A 26,782-nucleotide genomic window follows, 5' to 3' on the forward strand; every position below is an offset into this window, starting at 1 on the left:
ATACCATGATTGTGGATTAATAACTGCACAAAAACAGTAGAATCCTTCCCCTAAATATGATATGCTCACATAATAATAAAAACATGGATACAAAGAAATCTTTGTATTGGAAAACTACCCAGTGACAGGAAAACGCCATTACTACACCAAAAATCTTTTATAGCGGAGGCAGCGGTCTTGAAATCCCTGAAAAATTATGATTTAAGTGAAATGATAAGATGTGCATTGACGACAGCCCTGATCATAACCGCGGCAACCGGAATTGGCTGGATCTTCTTAATCATTGGTTTTCCGGAAACAAACATCGTCATTGTTTATCTCCTTTCTATACTCCTGACCGCCCGTTTTACAAGGGGAAGTGTTTACGGGATTGTGGGGTCCGTTGCAGCCACCTGCGCTTTTAACTATTTTTTTACAGACCCTTTCTATACACTTTCTGTAAACGATCCTTCTTATTTCATTACATTTGGTATTATGACAATTACAGCAATTATTACCAGCGCTCTTACTTCAAAAGTAAAACAAAATGCTTTGGAATCTCAGGAAAAGCAGGCGGAAACAAGTGCACTCTTTCAGCTCACCAACCGGTTAACAGATGCTGCCGATATCTCTGATATTGCAGGCATAACTACGGAAACCATCAGCGGAATCATGAATTGCCGTGCTGCCTGTTTATGCTTTGACGAAAATGGACAGCCCCAGACCAGTTTTATTCAACAGCTAAGTGCCCATCAGCAGGTACGCAGAAAAATCGACGATCCCTCTGAGCTGAAGCACCGGATCGAGGGGCTCAGGGGCGGTTATGTTGTAAGCGGGGAATTTTACGACTGGCCCATCTATGGCAGAGAATCTATATTAGGGCTGCTTAGAATTCCGAAATCAAGTGCTGCTTCCATGGGCGAACCTCAAAAGCGCCTGCTGCGCTCTATGATAGAAAGTACAGCTCTTGCCATGGACCGGTACCGAAGTGCCAGGCAGCAGCAGGAATCCAGAGAAGAGACTATACAGGAACGTTACCGCAGCAACCTGTTGCGCGCAATCTCCCATGATCTGCGCACACCTTTATCCGGTATCATGGGCACGTCGGAGATGCTTATGGATATGACGGAATTAACAGACCCAAGATATGAACTGGCAGAAGGCATCCATAAGGATGCAGACTGGCTTCATTCACTGGTTGAAAATATACTGAGTCTCACCCGTTTGCAGGATGGAAGGCTTACAATCACCAAACAACTGGAGGCTGCAGAGGAAGTCGTCGGCGGAGCAGTCAGACATATTTTAAAACGCCATCCGGGATACGAGATCACAGTCGCCGTTCCAGATGAGGTTCTGCTGATTCCAATGGATGCAAAATTGATTGAACAGGTTTTGATTAATTTATTAGATAATGCCATCAAGCATACGCCACCTGACAGCGAGATAAAGATAACAGTCAGTCAGGAAGACAATCTGGCTGTATTTTCAGTTGCTGATTCCGGATGAATTGCGGCATCGGATCTGCCCAATATCTTTCAGATGTTTTATACCACTCACTCTGGAAAGGCGGATGCCCAGCGAAGTGTCGGACTGGGGCTTCCCATATGCGAAGCCATTATCAGTGCCCATGAAGGAATGATTGAGGGTCATAACCGCCCGGGAGGAACCGGTGCGGAATTTATATTTAAATTGCCAAAGGAGGAAATCACACATGCTGAACCGGAATGAGCAAATTCTGATTGTTGAAGATGACTCACAGATACGGAACTTTATCTGCTATTCATTAAAGCAGGAAGGTTTCTCTTATATAACTGCAGGAACTGCACAAGGTGCCCTGTCTACACTGGTCACAGAACAAATTGATCTTATGCTTCTTGACCTTGGACTTCCTGATTTTGATGGTATGGAAGTAATTAAAAAAGTCCGGGAATGGTCAGAAATGCCGATCATTGTTGTTTCTGCACGGGATCAGGATAAGGAAAAGGCAGGCGCACTTGACAGCGGTGCGGATGATTACCTTACGAAGCCATTCTCTTCCATGGAGCTCATGGCACGAATCCGGGTAGCGCTCCGTCACTTAAAGAAAGCGGGCTCAATACGGTCCCAGACTAATTTAGCCGTAGGCGGACTTCGGATTGATTTGGACAAACATTTAGTATACCTTGATGACAATGAACTTCACACAACTCCCATGGAATACAGCCTGCTATCTTTATTTTTCCGGAATATAGGAAAAGTGCTGACTACCAAATATATAATCAGGGAAATTTACGGAGTGGGTTATGGAACAGACACCCAGGCTCTACGGAAGTTGATGGCAGGACTAAGGCGTAAAATAGAAAATAATCCGGCAAAACCACGATATATACTGACTGAGATCGGCGTTGGATACCGGCTTTCCGATGTATAAACGGAACTTATTTTATTTGAGAGACTACTCTGATTTTCCCAGAGTGGTCTTTTTTCATCCTCACAGCATCCTCACAGGGATTACCGGTCTCTCACGCCATACTCACAGCATTTTTGTTACGATCATTATATAAAAAATCTGCAAGGAGGTAGGGATCAATGATAAATAATGAATTAAATAATAGAGAAAATCTTACAAAACTATGTGACACAGTAAGAGATCTGATCGGTAAGCAGGACTATCAGACATGCGAAAACATAATCTGCCAGGCTATGGGAAGTTGTCCTCACGCCCCGCAGCCACATAATCTGATCGGAATACTGCTTGAAATAACCGGGGATCACCCCGCTGCTATGAAGCATTTCAGAGCTGCATGGGCACTTGATCCCACTTATCTGCCCGCACGGCAGAATCTGGAAAGCTACGGCACGTTTTTCTCAAACGGCAGGTGTGCTTTTGATGAAAATGATTGTATTTCGAATGAAACAATTAATACCCACAGTGTCAGTGAAATTAAATATGACTCACAAGGTACTGCCCGTAGGAGGAATTAAATATGAAAATTGAAATTAACAAACAAAAAAAAGATAAATACACAATTATAATTGGTTGCGGCAGATTAGGAGCCAACCTGGCAAATACTCTATCCGACAGCGGTGAAGATGTACTTATAATCGACAAAAATAAGGAGGCCTTCCGTAAGCTGTCCCCAGCATTTGGCGGGCTCTCCTTAAATGGCGACGCCACAGACTTAGATGTTCTGCAGGAAGCGCAAATCAGCAATGCTACTGCAGTTGTTGCTGTTACTAATAATGATAACGCCAATATTCTTGTAGCCCAGATTGCACGGGAAGTTTTTCAGATTGAGCGGGTCATTGCAAGGCTGTATGATCCGGAAAGAGAATTCGTTTATAGTGAATTCGGAATAGATACTATATGTCCAGCTATTTTATCAGTAAAAGAAATTGATAAAATATTATCCAAAAGGGATACACACAAGGATACAATTCAGGAGGTAGAATAATGAAAATAAAGGTCTTATTGGTTGGAGGGAGAAGCAAAGCAAAATCTCTTGCAGCCTCATTAATAAACAAAGGCTATCATGTAACTGTAATAAATGATTCCTATGAAGATTGCGTTAAACTGTCTGAGATTGACAAACTTACGGTCATTAATGGTGATGGAACTAGGCCGTTTGTTTTAGAAGACGCAAATGCAGGCGATGCAAATATAGCAATCGCGATGACTGCAAAAGATGAGGATAATCTGGTTATCTGTCAATTATGCAAGAAAAAATTTCACGTAGAAAAAACTGTCGCTCTTTTAACTGATCCCAAAAAAACGGACTTTTTTTATAAAATGGGGATAGACAGTGTAGTCTGTGCCATTACTGCAATAACAAGCATTATTGAGCAGCAGGCTTTTGTAGATAAAATAACAACATTAATTCCTATTGGGGAAGGACGCGTAAATATTGCCGAGGTACCCATACCAGGTACTTCACCGGTTGTTGGAAAAAAACTATGGGAAATTAATCTTCCAAAGGAAGTAATTGTCGGATGTATTCTCCGCGGAGATACGACCATGGTCCCAAGAGGCGATACCCGTATTCTGTCTGGAGACATGCTTGTTCTTATCTCCTCTGACAAACAGGAAATGGCCGCTATTCAGGAATTGACAGGAAGGTGATGATATGACCCGTAAATTTTATAATCGCAGTAATATAGGAAAACTCATGCTGCTGATCGGTATGCTTGTTGCTGTCCCTCTGGTGATTGTCCCTTTCTATCCACAGGATGCAATTTATATGGTTCCGTTTATGCTTCCTTCACTTGGCTCCATAATTCTTGGAAGTATCATTTGTCTGATGAGAAAAAAGGAGGAATCCACATTTGAGTGGCGCACTTCCATGCAGCGCAGCAGCCTTACCGTCATGTTTGCATGGGGATGGGGTGTTTTTATCGGTGCAGGTCCATTCGTACTGGGCGGACAGCTCACATTCATTCAGGCACTTTTTGAGGCAGTCAGCGGCTGGACAACAACCGGTCTTTCCGCTATGGATGTGACAATTACTCCCCATATCTATCTGTTCCACCGAAGCTTTATGCAATTTTGCGGAGGTCTGGGGTTCGTGATGATGATGGTAATGCTTGTGCAGGATAAACAATCCATGAATCTGTATAATGCAGAGGGACATCCGGATAAACTCCTCCCCAACTTAAAAAAGACAGCTCAGACGATTTGTCTGATGTATAACGGATTTTTAATTTTTGGTACTGCTGCCTATGTGATTGTGGGAATGAATTTGTTTGATGCGGTAAACCATACAATGTGCGCATTATCTACTGGCGGTTTTTCAACCAGGCTGAACAGCATCGGGGAATATAACAGCATTTTTATTGATATTATTACAATCGTCCTGATGTTAATAGGAACAACAAATTTTGCCGTACTACTGCTTATAACAAAAAGGAAGTGGCGACAAGTTATTAAAGTCAGTGAAATACGGTTTATGTTCCTACTGCTTTTGGTTTTTGTACCAATAATAGCATATTCACTTATCAATGGTATGAATATGAGCATAGGGGAAGGCATCCGCCGTGCTTTGTTTGATGTTACATCTGCTCTTTCGACCACAGGGTACTCCAGTATGAGCTACACTTCCTGGCCGCCTCTGGCAGTGGCCATGCTGATCCTGACAATGTTAATCGGAGGCGGAATCGGATCCACAGCAGGCGGTCTTAAACTGACCCGTGTTTATCTTATGATCCGGTCCACCCTGCATAATATACGCAAGCGCCTGTCCTCTCCGAGAAATGTAGAAACACTTTATTATTTCAGAGCACAGGGAAAAACTGTGATTGACTCCACACTAACCATGGATACCAGCGGCTTTGTTACAACCTATCTCGTCCTCTATATAACAGGCACCTTGTTACTGACACAAACGGCAGATTGTTCGCTGACAGAAGCCATGTTTGAATTTGCCTCCGCTCTTGGCACCGTGGGTTTATCCATTGGCATTACCTCTCCTGACACAAATACTGCAACGCTGGTGGTAGAAATGTTTGGAATGATTTTGGGACGACTTGAGATTTTTATTGTATTTATCGGATTTTACTCAGCAGGTTCTTTGATAAAACAGTCATTTGAAAAGATACGCATGCATATTTTTTCCATAACGTCAAACAATAGCTAAAAAGGAGGCGTTATTATGGCTGTAGCTCATAAAAGTGCAATTAGTGTAGGGATGCTTTATATTCCTGTAGGATTATATAAAACCACAAAAGATACTTCGGTAAGTTTTAATCAACTATGTAAAGATACTCATGAGCGGGTGAAATACAAAAAAATATGCCCATCTTGTAACAAAGAGGTGGACTCTCAGGGGATTATTAAGGGTTATGAATATGAAAAGGGTAAATATGTGACTTTTACGGAAGACGAACTAGAAAAAATCAAAACAAAAAAAGATAAGACGATTCACATCGAGCATTTTGCAAAATTATCAGATGTAGATCAGATTTTCTACGAAAAAAACTATTATGCCGTACCGGAACCAGGTGCTGAAAAGGCATTTGAGCTTCTGCGTCAGGCAATGCTGTCTCAAAAAAAGGTGGGAATCGCAAAAACCGTATTAGGGTCTACGGAAAATTTAATTGTACTATACCCTACGAAGGAAGGGATCATCGCAAAAACACTGTTCTATCAGGCAGAAATACAGGCTGTACCGGTTGCAGTAACCAAACCAGAGGTTTCAAAACCAGAAGTAGAAATGGCTAAAACCATGATCGATTCCATGACATCAACCTTTGACCCTGCAGTCTACCACGATGAATACCAGGAACGGCTGCGCCAGGCAATTGAAACAAAGATAGCCGGGAAAGAAATCGTCAATGCGGACACAGAAGGTCAGAACAATATCATCGATCTGATGGAGGCAATGAAGAAAACTGTTGAAATGGCAAAAGGGACCAAAGGTCTGGCATAATGGATATTTTTGACAGCAAAGATGTAAGCCCCATGCTTATTACAGAAATGACAGATCCCTTTGATTCTCCTGATTATATATATGAAATAAAATGGGATGGAATAAGATGCATTTCATTCTTAAGCGATGTGACAGAAATGAGAAATAAAAGAAATAAACGAATGATTCCCTTCTTTCCGGAGCTTGAAGAGCTTCATAAGCAGGTAAAAGAAACATGTATTCTGGACCACGAGTTACTTGTTCTGAAAAATGGGGTACCAGACTTCTATGAAGTACAGAAAAGAGCTTTCATGAGCAACCAGTTCAAGATAAAACTGGCTGCTGACCGTTATCCCGCCAGTATTATTGCTTATGATATCCTATATTACAAGGATAAGGATCTGACCGGACTTCCGCTCATGGAGCGGAAAAAGTACCTGGAGGATGCAGTTACGGAAAACAATCTGATATCCGTATCCAGATATGTAGAAGCCAATGGAATCATGCTGTTTCAGCTGGTCAGGGAAAAAGGGCTGGAGGGAATTGTTGCCAAAAGAAAAGACAGCTTATACTGGCAGGGCAGAAAGACAAAAGACTGGATCAAATGCAAAGTTCTGTCCACAGATGACTGCATAATCTGTGGTTATATCAAAAAGAAAAATAATATGACAAGCCTGATACTTGGACAGTACGACGACGAAGCCCTGATATATAAGGGTCATGTTACGCTTGGAGTCAGTCTGAGGACTCTTAACCAGCACAAATATAAAGTAATCGAAGATTCACCATTTGGATATGTTCCGGAAGGGAATCAGGATGCGGTGTGGTTGGAACCGGAACTGGTCTGCATTGTTGAGTCCATGCCAACCGAAAAAGACAGCTTCCGACAACCTGTTTTTAAAGGAATCCGGGATGATAAGTCAGCAGCAGAATGTAAAATATAATATATAAACAAAAAACTGCCACCCTTTCACATGGGGCTGGCAGCTTTTTTACCATATTGCTTACATAGCAGACATTTTCCTGCACTCGTTTGCACATGTCTCACATATCTGCGCACAATCTCTGCAGTGCTGATCTTTAAACATACTGCACTCGTTTGCACAGCTTTCGCAGATCTTTGCACACATTCCGCAGTGTTCATTGGAATATTGCCCGTTCATTGACATCATTGATACGGACATCTGACACATCATTGCACATTCAATTAACATACTGATGCAATTCTTTCTTTGATTTACATCCGGCTCATTCAGACAGGCATGAAAGCATTCATAGCAAGCCTGAGAACATTTTGCACATGCGTCAATACAGGATTGATTCTTTTTTGTTTCCATCGTCAGCATATTTATTTCCTCCAATTATTTTATCAAAATTATATTATATACAAATACTTTCGAATAATACTTATAATTTGGAGGCTGCGATGCTTCCACTAAGAATAACATAACAGGGAACACCCGGTATCTGAACCCCGGGCATTCCCTGTCAGCACAAGCAGAACTTCTGTGAGCTTGTACCAATTGTAACGCTTATGGTATTTCTAACCTATCTATAATTTTTTATCATACCTAAATCCCAGGTAATCTGCTGATATGGTCCTGATAAGTTGTTCGTACCCTGAATCAGAAAATCAACCCGGTTAATATCGTTGATCTCCATCTTCTGATTATAGCCGGCACGTATAAACTCTCCATGAGATACATTGGTCGTCCATCTGTCGGCATTGTAGCTTAAGTTGCCTCGCCATGCCCACTTCTCAGCCACTCTGTTCCATGGACCTCCGGCACTGTAGGACTGCCATAATTCATAATACCTGCCATCTTTCATATCTTCAATTGCAAGATAATATTTGCCATCTGCTAAGGATCTATAGACATTTGCGCCCTCAAAGGTATCTGATATGGCAACGGAAGGTGAACCCCAGCCATACGGGAAACTGGAAAGTGAAGTTTTTCGTACATATAATCTATGAGAATTGTCACTTGGGGTATTATACATATAAGCGTAAGAATCATCACAAATTATATAGTAATCCCACCCCAGGTTCCCTGAGATGCCAAAGGACTTTGGTCCTGACCAGGATCTGGGATCCGCTATATTAGTTGTTGTTGCATATGCTGCACCATGGGTTCCATCCTGATATACCAGATACCATAATCGTTTCGGCTCAAAATAAAATACCTGTGGTGCACAAAAATAGCTTTCCCCGATGGAACTCATATAGGTACGCGGGGCATTTTTCAGGCCTGATATTGAGGATGCTGACGTATAAAGCATCTGCCATCCGCCGCTTTGATTAGCTCCGGTATAAAATACATGATACTTTCCTCCATAATAAACAATGGTAGGGTCTTTTGCGCCGTAATAATCGTAAGGCCTTGCTTGTCCATGATAAATGACTCTCTCGCCCACATACCAGGTGGGATTTGAAATTGCTGTTGCACTTAATAACTTCTTCATAAAATACTCTCTCCCTTTATATCTTTTTACTGCCCTTTCCCCTTTGGTGATTCTTCTGCTTTTTACCGCCTCCCCTACTATCATATGCATGGGGTGTAGTAAATGCTCCCCGAATAATAACCAGAGCCGCAGGTGTGAACACCTGCGGCTCTTTGTGTTATAGGAATACTGACAATTCTATTCATGAGACTCACCTAAAAACCGCCAGGGAATGATTCAAGCTCCTTGGCGGTTATGCTGGATAGGTAAATTGATTTTAAGCATCTGGATCATGTAATATGACCGGATTGCCTTGGGCATCCACAATTTCCATACTTCCCGGCTCACACATTACGTCAAGAGGAATGTTAAAATATCCATTTTCATTCATTGGATATTCTTTTCCATCAATTCTCCATACGGACCCTTTTGGTGCACCGTATTCCAAATGATTTGTGAGGTTAATTGCTTCAATCCGCGACTGTGTTTCAGGAACAGTATAAAGCTGGTCATTATGTCCAAGGTAAAAATCTCCACAATTGCCTCCGTTTATGTGTATTGATACCTTTCCAGGGGTAAACCCATAATCTTTTAATGTATTCATTACCCAGTCATTTTGGTAGAACAATGCTACACCTACTGTATTTGCATTATCTGCAAGAGATGCAAGCAGTTCAACTTTGGAAGAATCTTTATTAACCATGGGTGTTCCATTTAGTATATATTGGGAGAAAGAGGAGGAACTTAAACCATATTTGGCGCAACTAAGAGTTGTTATTTCCCCATTTTCATCAACAAGCCGATAGTAATTCCCTGGCTCTAGCATAAGTTTATTGTCATTTGCCCGAATTGTAACATATTCGTCTTCACCGATTTCAGACGAAACATCATCAGCTGATATCCTGCTCCCATCCGGAAGAATGAAAACCCTGGAATTATTATCGAAACCCACGGCTCCATCAGCCATATCTATTTTTCTTCTATTAGCTACTTTTTCAGCCTGTGATATACTTTTTTTGCCATTTTCAGAAATTTCGATTCTATCCATCTTAACTCTTTGAGCTGTTCCCTGTTCTGTAAGCTTGTTATGTGTTATATAATCCTGGAGTAGCTGAGTACGTCCCGGATTAATTCTTATGTCTGCTATGACTCATCACCTCCAATATGCACTGTTTTCCATAGTTAGTGGATATGTATAATATAACGTTAATGTCGGATTTACCTTTCTATCTCTACTACTTCCAACATATTTTATCTGCCAAGTCTGCTTTAATTTATACTGCTGTGTACAAGGAGTATTATAACCACTAAAAGTTACATCTCTCCATGTAACAAATTCGTTACAAAATGCCATACTTTTATAAGCTGAGGGCACTACTCCAGATAAATCTACATTTCGAACAATTGCATTCACGGGTAACTTTTCCGCAGACAAATTAGCTAAACCTGACCAATTACTATTAGAAGGCCCTAAGGTTATGGTTCCAAATTTATAAGTATATGACTTTCCCATACATATTGGTTCGCCGATAGACATTCTATAATTAAGTTTTCCATTCCAAGTACTGCTATATACTTTTACATAATAAGTTCCAGAACCAGTCAACATCTTCAACATTATCTAAATAACCATTTATTATGTATGCCTCTCCTGTAGCATACTGATAAACAGTCTTGTTATCTCGCACAATAACTTGTGCCTAGTCTATGGTTTCATTTGAATTGGCCTCTTGATAAACCTGTGCATGTGCAGTTACAGGAGTCAGCAACATAATTGCCGAAAATGCGACTGTAAATAAGCTTTTCCTCAATTTCATTCTTTTACCCTCCAAAAAAAATATAATACTTAAGTTGACGGTTTCTTTAGAATATTCTATAATTTTGCTAGCTATTAAAGTTTAAATCTTATTCTCGCAATTTTCAATCCAAGTGCCAAAATTATACACGTTAGGTTCCAAAATTCGTACTTTAGTGCTTAATAATCCCGGAAATGCCGTTTATTTGTATCCCCTGTAGCCATACATTTTTTTAGACTTGTACCATTTATAACTCCATATTCAAAATTCATTTTATATTCCTCTCTTTTCCTTCCATATTTGTTTTAGCCATAACCTCCTGAAAAATACAAAGCTTGCTTATAGATAGTGATATGTCGGTCAAAAATGTGGTATACTCACTATAAGCGCACCGCCAGTTCGTTACTCAACAGATATTTATAGTATCTTATAAACAGTAAATATAGACATGGAGAAGATAATGAAATTAATAAAAAGGCTTTTTGTTTTTTTTACACTTCTTGCAGTACTTTTCATTCTGAATACAGTTGAGACATTAGCAGCAGAGGATGCAATACCATCTATTAACGTTGATGTCATGCTTCAGAATAATGGTTCTGCAGTTATAACGGAAATCTGGGATGTAAGTGGTGTATCCAGTGGCACAGAATATTACAAGGCGCTGTATAACATGAAAGGAATGGGCGTTCATTCTCTTCATGTAACTGATGAGTCCGGTAAGCAATATAAGACACTGGACAACTGGGATACCAAACGTTCCAGAGACGAAAAGTCCGGTACCTGCGGCATATTAAAGACCTCCCGCGGATATGAACTCTGCTGGGGTATTGGAAATTATGGAGATCATCAATATACCATACAATATACACTTGATGGATTGGTAAAAGATTACGGTGACTACGCTGGATTTTACCATCAGTTTTTATCAGAGCTTTCCAGTGCTCCAGGGTCCGCTTCTGTCAAGATCCGGTTGGCAGATACGCAGCTGACCGCTGACAATGCCCGCATCTGGGCATATGGTTTTACCGGTGAGACGGCGATTAAAAATGATGGCAGTCTGACTGCGGTATCCACCGATGCCTTGAAAAACAGTGAATATGTAAATGTGCTCTGCCGCTTTGACCGAAGCATGTTCCCCTCGGCTTCTGCAGCCGGCATGTCCTTTGAAGAATTACAGAATTCTGCTGTTAACACTAACCAGCAAACGGTCATAACTATTATTCTTGTTGTTTTAGCGGCGTTCATTCTTCTTATCATTCTTCTTATTACCTTTTTTTATGCCCGCTACAAACTGGCAGACGGAACAACTGTGCGGCTTCCGGGAAAGAAAAAAATCGCCATAAACTGGTCGGTCCCTTTTGGAGGAAGCATTCCCGCTGCATATTCCACGATGATACTGCTGCGTAAAGGGGTTTCCTATGAAAACCTTATGGGTGCATATCTTATCCGCTGGCAGGAGGCTGGATATATCCGCATGGAAATGCGCGATCATAAACAAGCAGATAAAAAAGCGGAAAAAGAGGAGGCAATCGTATTTGGTCCGGACAAACCAGCGGGGTCCGGAACGGAATATTCACTGTACTCACTCTTATACGGCTATGCAGATGAAAAACACATTCTCAGGACCTCCGATCTGGAAAAGCAATCGAAAAAAATAACAGAGAAACTCACTGCATGGACAGAAAACGTGAAAACAGAGGGAAATAATGAATTAATTCAATCAAATGCAGCAGCAGCCGACACGAAAGGTACCATCCGTTTCACTACTTCCGGTTTTGAACAGGCTGTCAGAATGCTTGGATTTCAGAAATACCTCCTTGATATGCGCAGCCAAAGTACAGACAAAGCTTCTGAAAGATCGCTATGGGGAGATTATCTTGTATTTGCAACCCTGTTTCATATCGGCGAGGAAGTACTGAAAAGCATGAAAACCCTTGATCCGGAACATTTTAACTCCTTCTCAGGCATGTACGGTTGCACCCCTTACAGTATGATATATTTAATGACTATGACCAACCATATCTCCAGTGCTGCCGCGCCAAAGGCAAATATAGATGGTACCGGAGGCTTTGCTGGTTCTGTTGGAGGAGGCGGTTTTTCAGGTGGAGGCGGGGGCGGCAGCCGGTAATCCAGGCTGCTTCTCCTATATAAATTTTTTAAATATATGGAGGATTTCATGATGGAACAAATGAATATAGTTTTAAGAGAATTAAAGATTAAGGATTTAGATGATTACTTGTATTGGAATCATCCATCTCGTGAATTCCATAAATTTAACGGGCCATATTATGGGAAAAAGAATGAAGAGGAATTAAAAAGGTATGTTGAAGATCTTAAAGAACGATTATTAAAAGGGGAAATAAATGTCCTGGAAAACAAAAAGATAATAGCTAATAAAGATACTGACGAAATAATCGGTTCGGTTAATTGGTATTGGAAATCGGAAGAAACCCTGTGGATGGAAGTTGGAATTGTAATATTTAATGAAAATTATTGGGGAAACGGTATCGGATATACATGCCTGAAAATGTGGATCGATGAAATTTTTGCTGAAAACCCAAAACTTATCAGACTTGGTCTGTCAACCTGGTCTGGAAATTTAAGGATGATGGGATTGGCAGAAAAATTGGGATTTAAAAAAGAAGCTGTATACAGAAAAGCAAGAATTGTTGATCATACATATTATGATTCTGTTAGTTATGGTATCCTAAGAGATGAATGGTATATAAGCTGATGACAAAACGGTTGCCGCCAGAACCTGTTGGTCTATTTGGCGGCAACCGTTATATATATGAATTTACTCTTTTTTAACCGGAATCCATATCTCAAACCTGAAATCGTCTGCACCTCTGTTCCCCTGATTTGGAAAGCACTCAATATCCACCGTCTCAGCGTACTGGTATCCAGAGGTTGGCAGCCACTCACTAAAAATCCGTTTCCAGGCATCTTCCACAGCACGATTCACCGGACCCTCAATCTCAAAAACAGCCCAGGTCGATTCCCTGATTATAAAGCAGTCCATGCCCTCTGGTGGCTCTTTCTCAGTAACACATGCAATGGTATAATCTACATCCTCCTCATTTATCACATCAATGAAACCATGAACTCCTTTCGGATCACCATCAGATAAAGCAAGTAACTCTTCATAGGTCCCATTTTCAAACACTTCCCTCCAGAATTTGTCCACAGCCCCCGGATCATCCTCCGGTGCATGAAAATGCTTTTTCATACCCACAATTTTAAATGCTTCCTTTTTCTTAATCCTGTAATTCATCTCAGTATCTCCTTTCAACGAAATATGAAAGGAGATACGAGGATAAGCTTTTAAAGACTTCCCAGCTTTGCGTGCAGCAGAGGGAATAACTCCATGAACATTTTGAAATGCCCGGGAAAAAGAATCCGGGGATTCATAGCCATATTTAACAGCAAGGTCAATGACTTTAACATCGCTGTTTAGCAATTCAAACGCAGCTAATGTCATTCGTCTCCGCCGTATATATTCTGACAAGTGTATGTCAGCAATATACGAAAACATTCGTTGAAAACAGCTCATTGAGCAACAAGCCAGCTTTGCCACCGTGGAGTAATCAATTTCTCCATCCAAATTGCTTTCAATATAGTCAAGAGCATGATTCATTTCTTTTAAATAGTCCATCCTGCCTCCTTTCTGAGATAAGTATAACAGGACCGCTTTACATACACCCGATTAATCGCGATTGTTATAGTCGGAATCAGATACCCAATCTATACAAGAGGATACATTATCATTATCCCCTTTTCAGGAAATCTCCAATTGTTTAACTTCCATACTTCCACCCATTGATGATTTCCACTTGCTATCTTATTGGCAGATACATACTGATTTACTTTCATCCAGCTAGATACCAGTTGACTGAGACTTGTATCATACGTCAGATATTTTCCGCCTTTAAATATCTTTTCCTTAATCAGATTATCCTGAAATGCAAAATCAAGTGTGATCATGATTTCAAACCAGAAATCTTTTACTTTTGCAAATCCATGATTGTACATATATATTTTGCATTTACTGCAATCAAGTTTATTCTTCTCTGCCCAGTTAAGCATTACTTTCCAGACATTATGGGCCGTCTGTTCGCTATCGCTTCCGTATTCCCGATAATATGCCACACGAACAGGGTCTACTATCACTTTACCATATTCAGTCTGGTTTCTTTTCACTACAGGCATATAGAGATTGATCCTGATATTTTCCGGTTCCTCAAAATTCCGGTTAAGAAAACCACTTTCTACCTCATGTTCTTCCAGGCACTGATGCGCTCCCATCTCATACCGGCTGATATCCAGCCAGGATATAAATCTCTGCCATGCCTTTACGATCTCACCGACTGTTGTTTCTGTCACAGCGTACAGACCTCCTTCAAAATGCTTTTTTACTACCCCCTCTCCCCTGACTTGAAAATCATCGGGTATCGTTACTACTACTTCATATCCATATGTACCATCATCTTTTGCCGAGTTTGGAATATCATAACCATACACGCGGTAATCCGGCATAATGTTTCCAATTTCATTTTTATCAAACCACGCTTTCAGACCAATGAAAGCATCATTTTCCGGCGTTTTACTCTCTGCCCGAAACGCAGCTCCATAAAAGGGAGCGGTTTCTTTCAGTACTTTTATATCGGGATATTTTTCTGACAGTTCCAGGTCCTGAATTTCAAAATATTTTTCCATTATATCAACCCTCTCAAACATATATTGTCTGTCTTGCTTTCTGAAAATACTTGGTAGTAATCCTGTTGCTTTTTTGAATGCACGCGAGAAGGAATCCGCACTGGTAAAGCCATATTTGACAGCTGTATCCAGTATACTGCAGTCATTGGATAACAGCTCCTGTGCCGCCAGATGAATCCGCCTTAAACGGATGTACTCTTTTACATTACAACCGACAATGGCGAAAAACAGCCTGTAATAATTGGATAATGACATAAATGCACGATCCGCAGCTTCATTTAAATCAATTTCTTCATATATTTTATTTTCAATATAATTAATGGATTCTTGCATACATTCATAATAATTCATAGGTTACGTCCTTTCGTCTTAAGACAATATCAGTATATCATATGGAGTTATGAGAAATCCGACTTTTTTTCCAATTATGTATCAATAATAACATTAAAATGCTCCCTTCTAAAGTATCAGGTATTTATTTCACCTGACTGCCCAGAAGGGAGCATTTTTTCATCTTATATTTTTAATAATTGTAAGAAATTATCAGCTAAACGATTTAATTTTTCCTTGTTCATTGAAGTTCTTGCATATACACGTATCCCTAGCAATGTACAGTGCAGAATTTCTCCCAATACCTCCGCGTTTAAATCCCGCTTGAATTCACCTGACTCCTGTCCTTTTCTGACCTGTTCCCCCATAAGTTTCTCTGTTTGAGTAAATACTGCTTCTATCTTCTCTTCCACCTCTTTATCCCAAAGAGCCAGCTCAGTTGCAGCATTTACCAGAAAGCACCCCCATGGTCTCTCATTTGTGCCATTAATCATAAAAGCAAAAATATCTTTTATTCCCTTACTTGCAGTATCTGCCTGTAAGATAACAGTCTTTAATCTCTCCGAGATACTTACAGTATAGTAATCTATGGTTTTCAGATACAGCGTATGCTTATCCCCAAAAGTATCATACAGACTTTTCCTATGGATTCCCATGTACTCTACCAAATCGCTCATAGAAGTTTTTTCATATCCCTGTTTCCAAAACAACTCCATCGCTTTCCGGAGAACAGTTTCTTCTTCAAACTCCTTATTCCGACCCATTTATTAACCTCCTGCTGCTTATCTATTCATTATAAAATGAGACAGATAACGGCTGTCTTTCTGTAAAGCGTTTGTAGCTATACTTAGGATATCCTACCATAACGCATCCTGTTATCTGCTTATCCTCCGGTATATTTAAGAGCTTAAGCATGGGTGAACCTTCACTGCGTGCACAAATTTCTAATAATCCGGCCCAACAGGACCCCAGATCAAGAGACGGTGCAAATAATTCAAGATAAGTCAATGAGAAAATGGAATTTTCTCTGCCATGGGAAAAATTTTTATCCGCCAATGCCAGAATGATACTGGGCGCACCTCTTAAAATTGTATCCACTTTATTCTCTCTGTATCCCTTTGTTATTCCATTCAGAAATTTACCATAGATTTCATGATTTTCAACCCAGTTCACATATTCCTCTACTACCGCTTCAATCTTTTTCTTATTGTCAATAATCAAGTAAGAGATCCCTTGTGTATTACTGGCAGTCGGCGCTAAATTGGCAACCTCAACCAGCTGCAGCAGCTTTTCTCTTTCTACCGGTTGATCCTTGTAGGAACGAATTGAACGACGGGTCCGGATGAAATGCTTTGCTTCCTGTGGGGTTAGTTTTGGCATATCTCCTATCTTTGTTTGCTCTGCAAGCGGTGATTTCACATTGTCCAGGGCTTCCTTCGGACAAATAGCGACACAATGACCACAGGCAATGCACCCTTCACCATTCACTTCTACAGGACCAGATGGCTCCAGTTTTATAATTGCTTTCGGACATTCTTCTGCACATAGCCCGCATTTAATACAGCTTTCTTCATTTACAGTTATCAGACCCATTTTATTATGCTCCTTATGTAATTTTTAATTTTGCAAATTTTAGAACAATCGTTCTAAATTTATCCTAAGTATATCTTTTTTAGAATGATTAGTCAAGTAAGAGTATAAAACGATTTGGTAACTATTTTATCATGGTAATTTTATTTATATATGCTATGATATTTTTATCAATCTTATTTGCTTATGATTTTAATCGCCACTGCAGAAGAGATCATCGATAAGGTGGGAATCCCCAAAGAGGAATATGAACAGGTGAGTTATTACGGACAGGTAATATTCTGGTCGGCACCCATAAAAACATTTTCTAAAACAGATGGTCAAAGATTGTGGGTAAGTCTGCATATAATAGTGTCACAATCAGAAATGCAAATACAGCAAAAAGGCTATTACAGCTTTCAGGAATGGACATAATCTAAATAAAAAAACAGACATTTTCTAAATGTATTACCATGTCAGGTAAATTCTCATAATAGAAAATGTCTGTTTTTTTACTCATGAATTTCATTTAATGGTAAGTCAGTTCTTAGCAGCACACGATTTCTTTAATTATCATGTCATCACCCTCTAAAATTTCCATAGCCCTGCTGCCGCATTCGGGACAGCATAAATCACTATAGACGGCATTAAATACCCTGCCGCATTCTTTACATTTAACAATTCCCGGAATAACGATAAGCTCCAGCTGGGTTTTTTCCATAAAGGTCTTATAGGAAGCAGCCGGCCAGCTTTGCTCCAGATATCTGGGAACCATTCCGGAAAGCTCACCAACCTCAATTACAAGTTTGCTGACCTCTGTCACATTCTGCTCTTTTACGATACGCTCAATGGTGTGAACCATGGAGTTTAGTACACCAAGCTCATGCATTGTTACCTCTCCTCTTCTCTTCAGCTTTTTTTGACGACACTTTCCTTGAGAGTGGTGGCAGCAATTTTTCCGGTACGTACAATTGCATTGGCGGCAATTTTGACAGGAAGCTTCTCATAGGTATTGGGAACGGTGTCATAGGTGCGTTCCAGACTGATTGCATCAAATTTACATTTGGTGGTACACAAACCGCATCCAATGCACTTATAACTGTCGATTTCTACCGTACCGCATCCAAGACAGCGCTCCGTCTCTTTCTTTAGCTGCTCTTCCGTAAATGTCATTCGTTCATCCCTAAAGGTACCTTTTTTCTCAGGAGAATGGCCTGGCCTCTGGCGGGGAGTGGTATCAAAATCCTGTATGCCGATGGCAATATTGTTCTTATCAAAAGCATGGTATTCACGGCGGTCACGGCCGTATACAAGAGACTGTCCTGGCTGCACATAACGATGAATGGAAATTGCGCCTTCTTTTCCGGATGCAATGGCATGGATTGCAAATTTAGGACCGGTAAAACAGTCGCCGCCCACAAATACATCCGGCTCTTTAGTCTGTAAGGTCAGACTGTCAGCTTTGGCAGTACCGCTGCGTTCAAGTTCCACCCTGCTTTCTGTAAGAAGTCCGCCCCATTCTATGGACTGACCAATGGAAAGCAATACAAAATCGGCTTTCACTATGATCGTATCATTTTCATCATACATAGGTTTAAATCGATGCTCTGCATCAAATACGCTGGTGCAGCGTTTAAATTCCACACCGGTCACCTTTCCGTCTTCCGTCAGAATACGTTTGGGACCCCAGCCATTATGAAAGGAAACGTTATCTTCCTCAGCCTCTGCAATCTCTTCCGGTAGAGCCGGCATCTCACGAAGACTCTCCAGACAGTAAAGATCAATCGCAGCTTCCCCCTGTCTTGCAGCCGTACGGGCAACATCAATTGCTACATTTCCACCACCGATTACAACTACATTACCGGAAAGCTCTGCCTTTCGATCAAGGTTCACATTACGAAGGAAATCAACGCCTGAGATCACTCCTTTTGCTTCTTCCCCCTCTATGCCAAGACTTCTGCCGCCCTGTGCTCCGATAGCCAGATAAAAAGCTTCATATCCTTCCTCACGGAGCTTGTTAAGGGTGATATCCTTTCCAACTTCAATTCCGGTTTTAAACGTAACCCCCATCTCCCGCAGAACATCAATTTCTGCATTGAGAACCTCTTTTTCCAGGCGGAAGGAGGGAATTCCAAGGGTGAGCATACCGCCCAGCTTCTCTTCTTTTTCAAATACAGTTACCTGATAACCGTCTATTGCCAGATAATAGGCACAGGAAAGACCGGACGGACCAGAACCTATCACAGCGATTTTATTTCCAAGGTGATACCGCATAGGCGGGGTGAAGCGGACAGATTCATCCAGTTCTTTATCCGCAATAAATTTTTTGATTTCATCAATAGAAACCGGATCATCAATATCTCCACGGGTACATTCACTTTCACAGGCGTGGGGACAGATCCGCCCACAGACAGCAGGGAATGGATTTTCTTTCTTAATCAGTTCCAATGCTTCACGGTAACGGCCGGAAGCCGCAAGCTTTATGTATCCCTGTACGGAAATATGGGCAGGACAGGCTGTTTTACATGGTGATGTGCCTTCTTCTGATACATCTTTCCGGTTCTCGCGGTAATCCACATTCCAGTTACTTTCTTTCCAGACATGGTCGCGGGCGGTAGGTTCTGCCTTTATGGTAACAGGTGTTTTAGAACAGAGCTTTTGTCCCAGCTTTAACGCATTTACTGGACAGTTTTCCACACACTGACCGCAGGCCACACAGTTATCCTTGTTAACTCTTGCAGTATAGTTGGAACGTATGGAATCCGGAGTATTAAACAGAGTCGCGAGGCGCAGGGAAAAGCAGGAACAGCCGCAGCAGTTACAGATAGCCGCCGATTCGCCAAGTCCGTCGGTATGGGGCATTTCATGCATCAGGCCGTTATTCTCTGCAAATTTAATCAGTTCCTTCGCCTCTTCCCGTGTGATCTGGCGGCCTCTGCCTGTTTTTATATAATATTCAGCACCTTCTCCCATCTGGATACAGATTTCATGTTCCAGATGACCGCAGCCTTCGTCAATAACACGGCGTGACTGGCGGCAGGAGCAGTCAGATACTGAGAATGTATCATACTTATCCAGATAGTAGGAAAGACGTTCCCAGGGCTTTGTTCCAGGAATATCCTTTATGGCCTCTTCTACCGGAATAACACGCATCATTGCCATACCCTGGGGGAATTTGGCAGCCATAGGTGCAAGTCGCAGCCTGGTATATTCTTCAAAGGCTTTTCCGATTTCCGGATGTGCATTCAGCTGTTCCCGGTTGTTCACCATCATTTCCAGCATGCCGGGTGCAAATATGTTCACAAAAAACCGTTCTTTATGGTCTTCCTTATCCTTCCATACTTTAACCACCCCGGTATATGCCAGCTGCTCTAAAAGTTCCTTTGTCTCTTTCTTACTCTTTCCAGAGCGTTTTGCCACATATTCCAAGGTACGGGGTTTGCGCAGTCCGATAATCATGGCAATATCCGCCATATCATCTGTTACAACACAGTCCAGTGAGTAGTATTCGGGAGAATTTTCATCAATTTTATTCATTACTCCTGCAATACCGCCTACCATTTTTGCCAGCTTTACTATTTTAGGTCTTAATTCACTCATAATTCCCTTTCCCGCGCGTGTTACGCGCTGTTGTTATTCACACCAGGATTTTACTGCATTTCCCAGCCAGTCGGTCCATTCTTCTATGCCTTCTTCTTTCAGTGCGCTGATGGGTATAATAACCGCGTTTGGATTACGCAGACGGATATTCGCTTTACATTTTTCCAGATCAAAGTTAAAATACGGCAATACGTCCATTTTGTTAATTAGTACCACATCACAGATTGAAAACATCAGCGGATATTTTAAAGGCTTATCATCGCCTTCCGGTACGGAGAGAATCATAGCATTTTTTACAGCACCGGTATCAAATTCTGCCGGGCAGACCAGGTTACCTACATTCTCCAGAATTACCAGGTCAAGTCCTGCCGGGTCAAGCCCTTCCAAACCCTGACGGGTCATTTCCGCATCCAGATGACACATACCGCCTGTATGAAGCTGGATTGCTTTTGCACCTGTCTGTCTGATTGTCTGTGCATCCACATCAGAATCAATATCCGCTTCCATAACGCCGATCCTCAGTTCATCCTTTAAAGCATGAATCGTACGGACCAAAGTAGTGGTCTTACCAGAACCAGGACTGGACATCAGATTAAGAAGAAATACCTTCTTTTCCTTTAATTCTTCACGAAGCTTTCCCGCCTGTATGTTGTTGTCAGCAAAGACACTTGTTTTTATCTCAAGAACTTTAAAATCTTTCATGTGCTGTGCTCCTTTCTTTTCCTACACTTCTTAATCAATATTATAAAATATTCTCTGTGCACTGGCAATAATGCAAAAAATAATTGTCATTATCACATAATTATTTGTTGAATTTTGGTAAGATTATATGATAGAATAGTATCAATCTCTGGTATGACCAAAACCAGAGTAAAGGGGGAAACATGGAATTTCAGAAACTAAGCTCATTAAGCTTAAAAGAAATGTTTATCCGTCAGATCCGTGACATGATTTTATCCGGTAAAATCCCGGTTGGAGGCAAATTACCTTCCGAGAGGGAGATAGCAAAGCAGATGCAGGTCAGCCGGGCAGTGGTTAACAGCGGGTTTGCTGAACTTGAAAAACAGGGTTTTCTGGAGGTTCTTCCAAGACAGGGAGTATTTGTAGCTAATTACGGGAAAAACGGAAACATCAATACATTAAATGCAATTATGGAATATCACGGAGATACGCTTGGGCAGTCAGATATTTACTCAATTATTGAAGTACGCCGGGCATTGGAGCATCTGGCAACTGATTCGATCATTAAGAATGCAGCAAACGAAGAAATTCTTGGTCTGGAAGGATTGTTAGAAGAGGTTGCTGCTGCAAAAACTATTGATGATACAGTTCTTGCCACCTTTTCATTTCATCATAAGCTATCTGTTATAAGCGGAAACAGTATTATACCTTTAATCTACATATCCTTTAAACCTGTTGTAACTCAGCTTTGGAAACGTTTTTGTCTCCGATACGGGAAAGAAGCTCTTTACGACAGTGTACTTTGTTTATACAAATGTATCAAAGAACGGGATGCCGGGGCAGCAAGAAGATGCACTGACAAACAGCTGAATGAAGCTTTAGAAGGCGGTCATCAGATCTATTAAATACTTTGCAGGAAAGGCAGGACCGTTAAAAAACGGTTGCCTGCCTTTTATTAAATCTTAAACTGTATTATTATTAAAACTGTCAACAACCACAATGATAATGTTATTGCTAAAATTATTACTGAAGTTATCGCTTAAATTATCGTTAAAGTTATCGTTTAAGTTATCGTTAAAATTATCATTTAAATTGTCTCTAAAGTTATCGCTAAAGTTATCATTAAGGTTATTGTTAAAATCATCATCTGATACCACTACACGACGGCGGTTTGCTCTGCAGTCTCTGTAGCCATTCCGGTAAGCTTCTCTAAATCGTCTTTCGCACCATTCGCGATTTTCATCACGATCATTTCTATAATAATATCTATAACAGCAGCGATTACAACAACACATAAATCCCACTCCTTTCTTAATTAGAGTACACTATACATTATGCAGAAATCAGACAAGTAGTGAACGCAGCTCCTTCCAGCCACTGTTTCATGGATCTAAACTGCAGGTCTGCTATAAGAAAGATAGAATAATATGCAAAAAAATCGTGGGCAACTGCCCACGATTAAAATGTATTATCTATATCTGTTATTACTCCCCTGAAATGATTACTGAAAATTAAACAGCGGTTCCAGAGGTTTTACCGTACCCATATGAGGCTCGCTCATAGTGCCTAATACGGCTGCATTGGGTATCAGCACCATAGTGGTTGTCTGATAGCCTTTCTCTTTAATCTTAGCACAGTCGAATTCTACCAGCAGCTCCCCTGCCTTCACATGATCCTCCTGCTTTACTACAGCATGAAAACCTTCACCTTCCAACTGCACTGTATCGATCCCGATATGAAGTAAAATCTCCATTCCATCTTCGGTTTTCATACCAATTGCATGTCCGGTAGGAAATACAGATACGATTTCTCCATCAACTGGAGCATAAAGTTTTCCATCTTCCGGTTCTATACCCACACCTGGCCCCATAACTTCTTCTGCAAACACAGGATCGCTTACCTTGGAAAGCGGAATTACAGTTCCTTTTAAAGGGCTGTAAACTGTTTTTGGCTCACAGGTTATACTCTTAACTGCAGGAGCATCTAATTCTTTTTTCTCTTTATTACCAAATAAATTATCTAATATTCCCATTCTATTCAGTCCTTTACATACTTAGTCCAAAGATTCCCAACGTTTCTTTAATAGAAAAGCAGCGCTTTTGGGCTGCCTTACCCGGTTGAAAATTCCTTTTTTATTACCATTTACACGCATGATTCCCTCTGTTGTCTGGAAATCAGCAAAATTCCAAACCAATTCACCTTGTATAAAATCAAACTGATCAAATATTTCAAAATTCATATCCAGATATTCGTCCTGATACTCCTGGCTCCACATAATACTTGGAAGTTTATGTTCTGCAGCCATGGTATCCGTACCAAACTCAGTGAATACAAACGGAATATTCAAATTCTTATCTTTCCACTTATTCATCTCAATTAAGAAGGCTTCCCTTGCATCAACAAGCTCTGGTCCTCCTTTAATATACCACCCGTAATACCGGTTTAAACAGATAAAATCACAAAGCTGATAACACTGACAGATTTCCGGCTGGCTATTTTTCTCAAACGCTCCGGTCAACGGACGTTTCTGGGGATCCAAAACTCTTGCAGCATCAAAAATCCTGGTAAAATACTCTTTCGACTGGTCGCTGGTCGTTTCCGGTTCATTAAACAGACTCCAGGCAATTACACTGGGATGGTTTTTATCCCTTACAATCATCTCTTCCACTGCCTGAAGATGGGCCTTTAACAAATTAGGTACGGTAGGTGTTTCAAAGAATCTTGTAAACTTACCTGTTCCTGCATCTGCAAAGTTTCTGGTAGATCTCATCATACCTACAGCAGGAACCTCATCAATAATCAAAAAGCCTTCTTCATCTGCAAACTGATACCACTCTTCAGCATATGGGTAATGACTGGTACGAAAACAATTGGCACCAATCCATTTCATGCATTCAAAGTCTCTCTTTAATACCCCCCAGTTGAAACCTCTTCCAATCACTTCAAAATCTTCATGTTTACCAAATCCTTTCAGATAAACAGCTTTTCCGTTAATCTGAATTTCTTTTCCTTCTGTTTTTACAGTACGGATACCGATTTTAGAAGAATATTCGTCAATCAGCGTTTCTCCATCCCAGATTCGCATGACTGCCTGATAAAGATATGCTTTGCCTACGTTCCACAGATGGGCTTTGGAAACAGTTACACTGCCCTGATTGCCCGTACTTTTAGCCGCCAGCTGCTTATCCTCATCAAATAGTTCAAAGGAAACCTGATGATCTCCATTTGTCGCAATCTGATAATGAACAACTGCATCTTCTCCGTTTAATTCATAATCCACACTGAAATCCACAATGGATTCCTTCGGTTTTGAGACAAGCCATACGCTTCTCTGAATACCGGAGTAATTGAAAAAATCAAAATAAGGCTTGGCCAGTTTCCTTCCATCACTGAGCACCACGGTCGCCCCACATGGAAGACTTTCTTCATTTAATTCGTTATTGGCCTTTACGATAAATGTATTTACCTCGCCAAATCTTACAAGATCCGTCACTGTGGCAGCTACAGGCAAAAAACCGCCCTCATGTGTTGCTGCCAGATTTCCATTGCAATAAACCCAGGCACGGTGGGTAATACTTCCAAAACGGATTTCCAACTCCTGTTTCTCCCATTCCCGCGGCACAAATACTTCCGTCTCATACCAGAAGTCTCCGCAGAAATCCCTCTCCTCTTTTGTTGTAAAGAAATCTGAAAAACTGGCGGGAACCGGCATGGAGATGGGGTCTGGCAGCTTATGCTGCCAGCCCTCCTGCAGTCCTTTTTCCTCCGGATCAAACCGGAATTTCCACATACCATCCAGCGTGTGCGCCATTCTTGCCTGGTTGCTGCATGGATACAATTCTGAAAAATTCAGCATCTTTCACTCTCCTGTTATTTTATATATTGTCATTTAGTACATCTTCTATTGTACATCGTTTTTATACGTAAAGAAATAAGTAACCAGAAATACTACGACAAAAGAGAACGTAATTGAAATAACGATAGCTGGACCTGCCATAGCAAAAAGGGCCGGAATCGTTAAAAGGTTGACTGGAACCTGAGCGGTACGGATACAGCCTGCAACAGCCGCAATAATACCACTGAGTCCGTTAATTACAGCCATGCCAATAAATATTTTACGGTTTTTCATTAAAACACCGTAGATACCTGGTTCAGTTACACCACCAATCAGGGCTGAGATGAAAGCGGAACCGGATACTAACTTCATATCTTTATTTCTTGTTTTCAGAAATACTGCCAGACATGCTGCAGCAATACCAAAGTTGGCACCAAATGTGGTCGGTGAGATATAATCGTATCCTAATACGGAATAGTTGTTCAAAATAATAGGCAAAAATCCCCAGTGTAAACCAAATACGATAAACAGCGGCCATAACGCGCCCATAGCAAATCCTGCTATTGCTGGAGAAAAAGCAAATACTGCCTGAATACCTCCGGCAATTCCTCTGCTCACGATATCTGTAACCGGTCCGATCACAATCAAAGCGAGAGGGAAAACAATTGCAAAATCCACCAGTGGAATTACAATACTCTGCAGAAGCTTAGGAATTACTTTCGTCAGCACTTTTTCCAATTTTGACTGCGCATAAACAGTTATAAGTATGGGCAGTACAGAACTTGGATAGCTAATCAGTTTTACAGGAATTGAGAAAAATGTAACAACGGCTTCCTTATCGCCGAAAAGAGCCGTCATGGAAGGATAACACATGGCACAGGCAATAGCCATAGAGATAAATGCTTTTGCGCCAAATTTCTGTGCTGCACAATATGCCAGAAATACAGGCAGGAAATAGAAGATTCCGTCTGATGCAGCATAAAGTATCGTATAAGTGGTAGAAGTTTTATCAAGCAGGGACAGAGTCGTGAATAATACCAAAAATCCTTTTAAAAGTCCTGCGCCGACAAATGCTCCCATAAACGGCATAAATATACCAGAAATAAGATCCGTCATTTTTTCTAAAACACTGCTTTTTTGGTTGCCGGAAGCAGAATTGTCTGTCTCTGGGGATACACTCTGATTTTTGTCCCCAATTGAAGTCTGAAGTAAAATCTGGTCATAAACATCTTCAACATCACTACCAATTACAACCTGATACTGACCGGCTGCCTGCATTACCTTAATAACGCCCTGCATATTTTTCAGTATTTCCGTATCTGCCTTGCTTTCGTCTTTCAATTTAAAACGAAGACGTGTGATACAATGAGTTAAGGAATTAATATTTTCTTCCCCACCAACATGTTCAACAATATCTTTGGCTAATTTTGAATAATCCGCCATTTTTAATACCT

The 26,782-nt window shown here is 40.9% G+C and carries 25 protein-coding genes and 1 pseudogene; 12 read left to right on the forward strand and 14 right to left on the reverse strand.

Annotation, left to right across the window (positions count from 1 at the left end; genetic code table 11):
* Positions 1–210: 210 nt before the first annotated feature.
* The 8 genes and pseudogenes from RZO55_RS02785 to RZO55_RS02820 all read left to right on the forward strand — a co-directional run bounded on the left by RZO55_RS02785 (position 211) and on the right by RZO55_RS02820 (position 7,303).
* Positions 211–1,707: pseudogene (locus RZO55_RS02785) on the forward strand (DUF4118 domain-containing protein).
* Entirely contained in the window at positions 1,691–2,389 is a 699-nt protein-coding gene (locus RZO55_RS02790; protein ID WP_318062771.1) for a response regulator, read from the forward strand. Before RZO55_RS02785 ends, RZO55_RS02790 begins: the two are co-directional and overlap by 17 nt.
* Before the next feature lie 158 nt (positions 2,390–2,547).
* Positions 2,548–2,943 carry a hypothetical protein gene (locus RZO55_RS02795; RefSeq protein ID WP_318062772.1) on the forward strand — a complete coding sequence of 132 codons (396 nt, stop codon included), beginning with the start codon at positions 2,548–2,550 and terminating at the stop codon, positions 2,941–2,943.
* A gap of 2 nt (positions 2,944–2,945) precedes the next feature.
* Positions 2,946–3,413: a potassium channel family protein gene (locus tag RZO55_RS02800; protein ID WP_318062773.1), complete on the forward strand. Its 468-nt coding sequence runs from the start codon at positions 2,946–2,948 to the stop codon at positions 3,411–3,413.
* Positions 3,413–4,078, forward strand: a complete 666-nt coding sequence (locus tag RZO55_RS02805) for a potassium channel family protein (protein WP_318062774.1) — start codon at positions 3,413–3,415, stop codon at positions 4,076–4,078. Before RZO55_RS02800 ends, RZO55_RS02805 begins: the two co-directional genes overlap by 1 nt.
* A gap of 4 nt (positions 4,079–4,082) precedes the next feature.
* Entirely contained in the window at positions 4,083–5,588 is a 1,506-nt protein-coding gene (locus tag RZO55_RS02810; RefSeq protein WP_318062775.1) for a TrkH family potassium uptake protein, read from the forward strand.
* A gap of 15 nt (positions 5,589–5,603) precedes the next feature.
* The gene (ku, locus tag RZO55_RS02815) at positions 5,604–6,380 is read left to right on the forward strand and encodes a non-homologous end joining protein Ku (protein WP_318062776.1); all 777 of its coding nucleotides are present in this window, start codon (positions 5,604–5,606) and stop codon (positions 6,378–6,380) included.
* On the forward strand, positions 6,380–7,303 hold the full coding sequence (locus tag RZO55_RS02820) for an ATP-dependent DNA ligase (protein ID WP_318062777.1): 924 nt from the start codon (positions 6,380–6,382) through the stop codon (positions 7,301–7,303). Before ku ends, RZO55_RS02820 begins: the two co-directional genes overlap by 1 nt.
* Before the next feature lie 60 nt (positions 7,304–7,363).
* On the opposite strand, the gene RZO55_RS02825 is transcribed toward RZO55_RS02820, so the two are convergent.
* From RZO55_RS02825 to RZO55_RS02840, 4 genes are all read right to left on the reverse strand, one after another.
* Entirely contained in the window at positions 7,364–7,705 is a 342-nt protein-coding gene (locus RZO55_RS02825; protein ID WP_318062778.1) for a four-helix bundle copper-binding protein, read from the reverse strand.
* A 202-nt stretch (positions 7,706–7,907) separates the two neighbouring features.
* A complete protein-coding gene (locus RZO55_RS02830; RefSeq protein WP_318062779.1) occupies positions 7,908–8,822 on the reverse strand; it encodes a non-reducing end alpha-L-arabinofuranosidase family hydrolase in 915 nt (304 codons plus the stop codon).
* Between the two features lie 256 nt (positions 8,823–9,078).
* Positions 9,079–9,849 (reverse strand): hypothetical protein, encoded by a 771-nt coding sequence (locus RZO55_RS02835; RefSeq protein WP_318062780.1) that lies wholly within the window; start codon positions 9,847–9,849, stop codon positions 9,079–9,081.
* A 105-nt stretch (positions 9,850–9,954) separates the two neighbouring features.
* The gene (locus RZO55_RS02840; protein ID WP_318062781.1) at positions 9,955–10,419 is read right to left on the reverse strand and encodes a hypothetical protein; all 465 of its coding nucleotides are present in this window, start codon (positions 10,417–10,419) and stop codon (positions 9,955–9,957) included.
* A 638-nt stretch (positions 10,420–11,057) separates the two neighbouring features.
* Here RZO55_RS02840 and RZO55_RS02845 point away from each other — a divergent pair.
* Positions 11,058–12,725, forward strand: a complete 1,668-nt coding sequence (locus tag RZO55_RS02845; RefSeq protein ID WP_318062782.1) for a DUF2207 domain-containing protein — start codon at positions 11,058–11,060, stop codon at positions 12,723–12,725.
* Positions 12,726–12,773: 48 nt separating this feature from the next.
* Positions 12,774–13,331, forward strand: a complete 558-nt coding sequence (locus RZO55_RS02850; protein WP_318062783.1) for a GNAT family N-acetyltransferase — start codon at positions 12,774–12,776, stop codon at positions 13,329–13,331.
* A gap of 63 nt (positions 13,332–13,394) precedes the next feature.
* Here the strand turns inward: RZO55_RS02850 and RZO55_RS02855 are convergent, their stop codons facing one another.
* The 4 genes from RZO55_RS02855 to RZO55_RS02870 form a co-directional block, all read right to left on the reverse strand.
* The gene (locus tag RZO55_RS02855; RefSeq protein WP_318062784.1) at positions 13,395–14,252 is read right to left on the reverse strand and encodes an AraC family transcriptional regulator; all 858 of its coding nucleotides are present in this window, start codon (positions 14,250–14,252) and stop codon (positions 13,395–13,397) included.
* Positions 14,253–14,341: 89 nt separating this feature from the next.
* Entirely contained in the window at positions 14,342–15,664 is a 1,323-nt protein-coding gene (locus tag RZO55_RS02860) for an AraC family transcriptional regulator (RefSeq protein ID WP_318062785.1), read from the reverse strand.
* A gap of 164 nt (positions 15,665–15,828) precedes the next feature.
* Entirely contained in the window at positions 15,829–16,407 is a 579-nt protein-coding gene (locus RZO55_RS02865; RefSeq protein WP_318062786.1) for a TetR/AcrR family transcriptional regulator, read from the reverse strand.
* A gap of 22 nt (positions 16,408–16,429) precedes the next feature.
* The gene (locus RZO55_RS02870; protein ID WP_318062787.1) at positions 16,430–17,236 is read right to left on the reverse strand and encodes a nitroreductase family protein; all 807 of its coding nucleotides are present in this window, start codon (positions 17,234–17,236) and stop codon (positions 16,430–16,432) included.
* Positions 17,237–17,419: 183 nt separating this feature from the next.
* On the opposite strand from RZO55_RS02870, the gene RZO55_RS02875 reads away from it, so the two are divergent.
* Complete coding sequence (locus RZO55_RS02875) at positions 17,420–17,647, forward strand: hypothetical protein (protein ID WP_318062788.1); 228 nt, start codon at positions 17,420–17,422, stop codon at positions 17,645–17,647.
* Positions 17,648–17,759: 112 nt separating this feature from the next.
* On the opposite strand, the gene RZO55_RS02880 is transcribed toward RZO55_RS02875, so the two are convergent.
* From RZO55_RS02880 to hypB, 3 genes are read right to left on the reverse strand one after another with little or no spacing between them, the layout of a single operon-like run.
* Entirely contained in the window at positions 17,760–18,101 is a 342-nt protein-coding gene (locus RZO55_RS02880) for a hydrogenase maturation nickel metallochaperone HypA/HybF (protein ID WP_318062789.1), read from the reverse strand.
* A 20-nt stretch (positions 18,102–18,121) separates the two neighbouring features.
* A complete protein-coding gene (locus RZO55_RS02885) occupies positions 18,122–20,812 on the reverse strand; it encodes an FAD-dependent oxidoreductase (protein WP_439100016.1) in 2,691 nt (896 codons plus the stop codon).
* A 33-nt stretch (positions 20,813–20,845) separates the two neighbouring features.
* A complete protein-coding gene (hypB, locus tag RZO55_RS02890; RefSeq protein WP_318062790.1) occupies positions 20,846–21,514 on the reverse strand; it encodes a hydrogenase nickel incorporation protein HypB in 669 nt (222 codons plus the stop codon).
* 182 nt (positions 21,515–21,696) lie between these two features.
* On the opposite strand from hypB, the gene RZO55_RS02895 reads away from it, so the two are divergent.
* Positions 21,697–22,398 carry a FadR/GntR family transcriptional regulator gene (locus RZO55_RS02895; RefSeq protein ID WP_318062791.1) on the forward strand — a complete coding sequence of 234 codons (702 nt, stop codon included), beginning with the start codon at positions 21,697–21,699 and terminating at the stop codon, positions 22,396–22,398.
* A gap of 596 nt (positions 22,399–22,994) precedes the next feature.
* Here the strand turns inward: RZO55_RS02895 and RZO55_RS02900 are convergent.
* The 3 genes from RZO55_RS02900 to RZO55_RS02910 are packed head-to-tail and all read right to left on the reverse strand — an operon-like array spanning position 22,995 to position 26,771.
* Entirely contained in the window at positions 22,995–23,525 is a 531-nt protein-coding gene (locus RZO55_RS02900; RefSeq protein WP_318062792.1) for a PTS sugar transporter subunit IIA, read from the reverse strand.
* Between the two features lie 21 nt (positions 23,526–23,546).
* Positions 23,547–25,349, reverse strand: a complete 1,803-nt coding sequence (gene uidA, locus RZO55_RS02905) for a beta-glucuronidase (RefSeq protein ID WP_318062793.1) — start codon at positions 25,347–25,349, stop codon at positions 23,547–23,549.
* 45 nt (positions 25,350–25,394) lie between these two features.
* On the reverse strand, positions 25,395–26,771 hold the full coding sequence (locus RZO55_RS02910) for a PTS transporter subunit EIIC (protein ID WP_318062794.1): 1,377 nt from the start codon (positions 26,769–26,771) through the stop codon (positions 25,395–25,397).
* Positions 26,772–26,782 lie beyond the last annotated feature (11 nt).

Origin of the sequence: Clostridium boliviensis, from assembly GCF_033342255.1 — a bacterium.
GTDB classification, from domain to species: Bacteria; Bacillota; Clostridia; order Lachnospirales; family Lachnospiraceae; genus Lacrimispora; species Lacrimispora boliviensis.

Excerpts from the sequence above, each read along its gene's own strand:
- RZO55_RS02790 (WP_318062771.1), top strand. The coding sequence starts at position 1,691 with ATGCTGAACCGGAATGAGCAAATTCTGATTGTTGAAGATGACTCACAG.
- RZO55_RS02795 (WP_318062772.1), top strand. The coding sequence starts at position 2,548 with ATGATAAATAATGAATTAAATAATAGAGAAAATCTTACAAAACTATGT.
- RZO55_RS02800 (WP_318062773.1), top strand. The coding sequence starts at position 2,946 with ATGAAAATTGAAATTAACAAACAAAAAAAAGATAAATACACAATTATA.
- RZO55_RS02805 (WP_318062774.1), top strand. The coding sequence starts at position 3,413 with ATGAAAATAAAGGTCTTATTGGTTGGAGGGAGAAGCAAAGCAAAATCT.
- RZO55_RS02810 (WP_318062775.1), top strand. The coding sequence starts at position 4,083 with ATGACCCGTAAATTTTATAATCGCAGTAATATAGGAAAACTCATGCTG.
- ku (WP_318062776.1), top strand. The coding sequence starts at position 5,604 with ATGGCTGTAGCTCATAAAAGTGCAATTAGTGTAGGGATGCTTTATATT.
- RZO55_RS02820 (WP_318062777.1), top strand. The coding sequence starts at position 6,380 with ATGGATATTTTTGACAGCAAAGATGTAAGCCCCATGCTTATTACAGAA.
- RZO55_RS02825 (WP_318062778.1), bottom strand. The coding sequence starts at position 7,705 with ATGCTGACGATGGAAACAAAAAAGAATCAATCCTGTATTGACGCATGT.
- RZO55_RS02830 (WP_318062779.1), bottom strand. The coding sequence starts at position 8,822 with ATGAAGAAGTTATTAAGTGCAACAGCAATTTCAAATCCCACCTGGTAT.
- RZO55_RS02835 (WP_318062780.1), bottom strand. The coding sequence starts at position 9,849 with ATGGATAGAATCGAAATTTCTGAAAATGGCAAAAAAAGTATATCACAG.
- RZO55_RS02840 (WP_318062781.1), bottom strand. The coding sequence starts at position 10,419 with ATGTTGAAGATGTTGACTGGTTCTGGAACTTATTATGTAAAAGTATAT.
- RZO55_RS02845 (WP_318062782.1), top strand. The coding sequence starts at position 11,058 with ATGAAATTAATAAAAAGGCTTTTTGTTTTTTTTACACTTCTTGCAGTA.
- RZO55_RS02850 (WP_318062783.1), top strand. The coding sequence starts at position 12,774 with ATGATGGAACAAATGAATATAGTTTTAAGAGAATTAAAGATTAAGGAT.
- RZO55_RS02855 (WP_318062784.1), bottom strand. The coding sequence starts at position 14,252 with ATGGACTATTTAAAAGAAATGAATCATGCTCTTGACTATATTGAAAGC.
- RZO55_RS02860 (WP_318062785.1), bottom strand. The coding sequence starts at position 15,664 with ATGAATTATTATGAATGTATGCAAGAATCCATTAATTATATTGAAAAT.
- RZO55_RS02865 (WP_318062786.1), bottom strand. The coding sequence starts at position 16,407 with ATGGGTCGGAATAAGGAGTTTGAAGAAGAAACTGTTCTCCGGAAAGCG.
- RZO55_RS02870 (WP_318062787.1), bottom strand. The coding sequence starts at position 17,236 with ATGGGTCTGATAACTGTAAATGAAGAAAGCTGTATTAAATGCGGGCTA.
- RZO55_RS02875 (WP_318062788.1), top strand. The coding sequence starts at position 17,420 with ATGATTTTAATCGCCACTGCAGAAGAGATCATCGATAAGGTGGGAATC.
- RZO55_RS02880 (WP_318062789.1), bottom strand. The coding sequence starts at position 18,101 with ATGCATGAGCTTGGTGTACTAAACTCCATGGTTCACACCATTGAGCGT.
- RZO55_RS02885 (WP_439100016.1), bottom strand. The coding sequence starts at position 20,812 with ATGAGTGAATTAAGACCTAAAATAGTAAAGCTGGCAAAAATGGTAGGC.
- hypB (WP_318062790.1), bottom strand. The coding sequence starts at position 21,514 with ATGAAAGATTTTAAAGTTCTTGAGATAAAAACAAGTGTCTTTGCTGAC.
- RZO55_RS02895 (WP_318062791.1), top strand. The coding sequence starts at position 21,697 with ATGGAATTTCAGAAACTAAGCTCATTAAGCTTAAAAGAAATGTTTATC.
- RZO55_RS02900 (WP_318062792.1), bottom strand. The coding sequence starts at position 23,525 with ATGGGAATATTAGATAATTTATTTGGTAATAAAGAGAAAAAAGAATTA.
- uidA (WP_318062793.1), bottom strand. The coding sequence starts at position 25,349 with ATGCTGAATTTTTCAGAATTGTATCCATGCAGCAACCAGGCAAGAATG.
- RZO55_RS02910 (WP_318062794.1), bottom strand. The coding sequence starts at position 26,771 with ATGGCGGATTATTCAAAATTAGCCAAAGATATTGTTGAACATGTTGGT.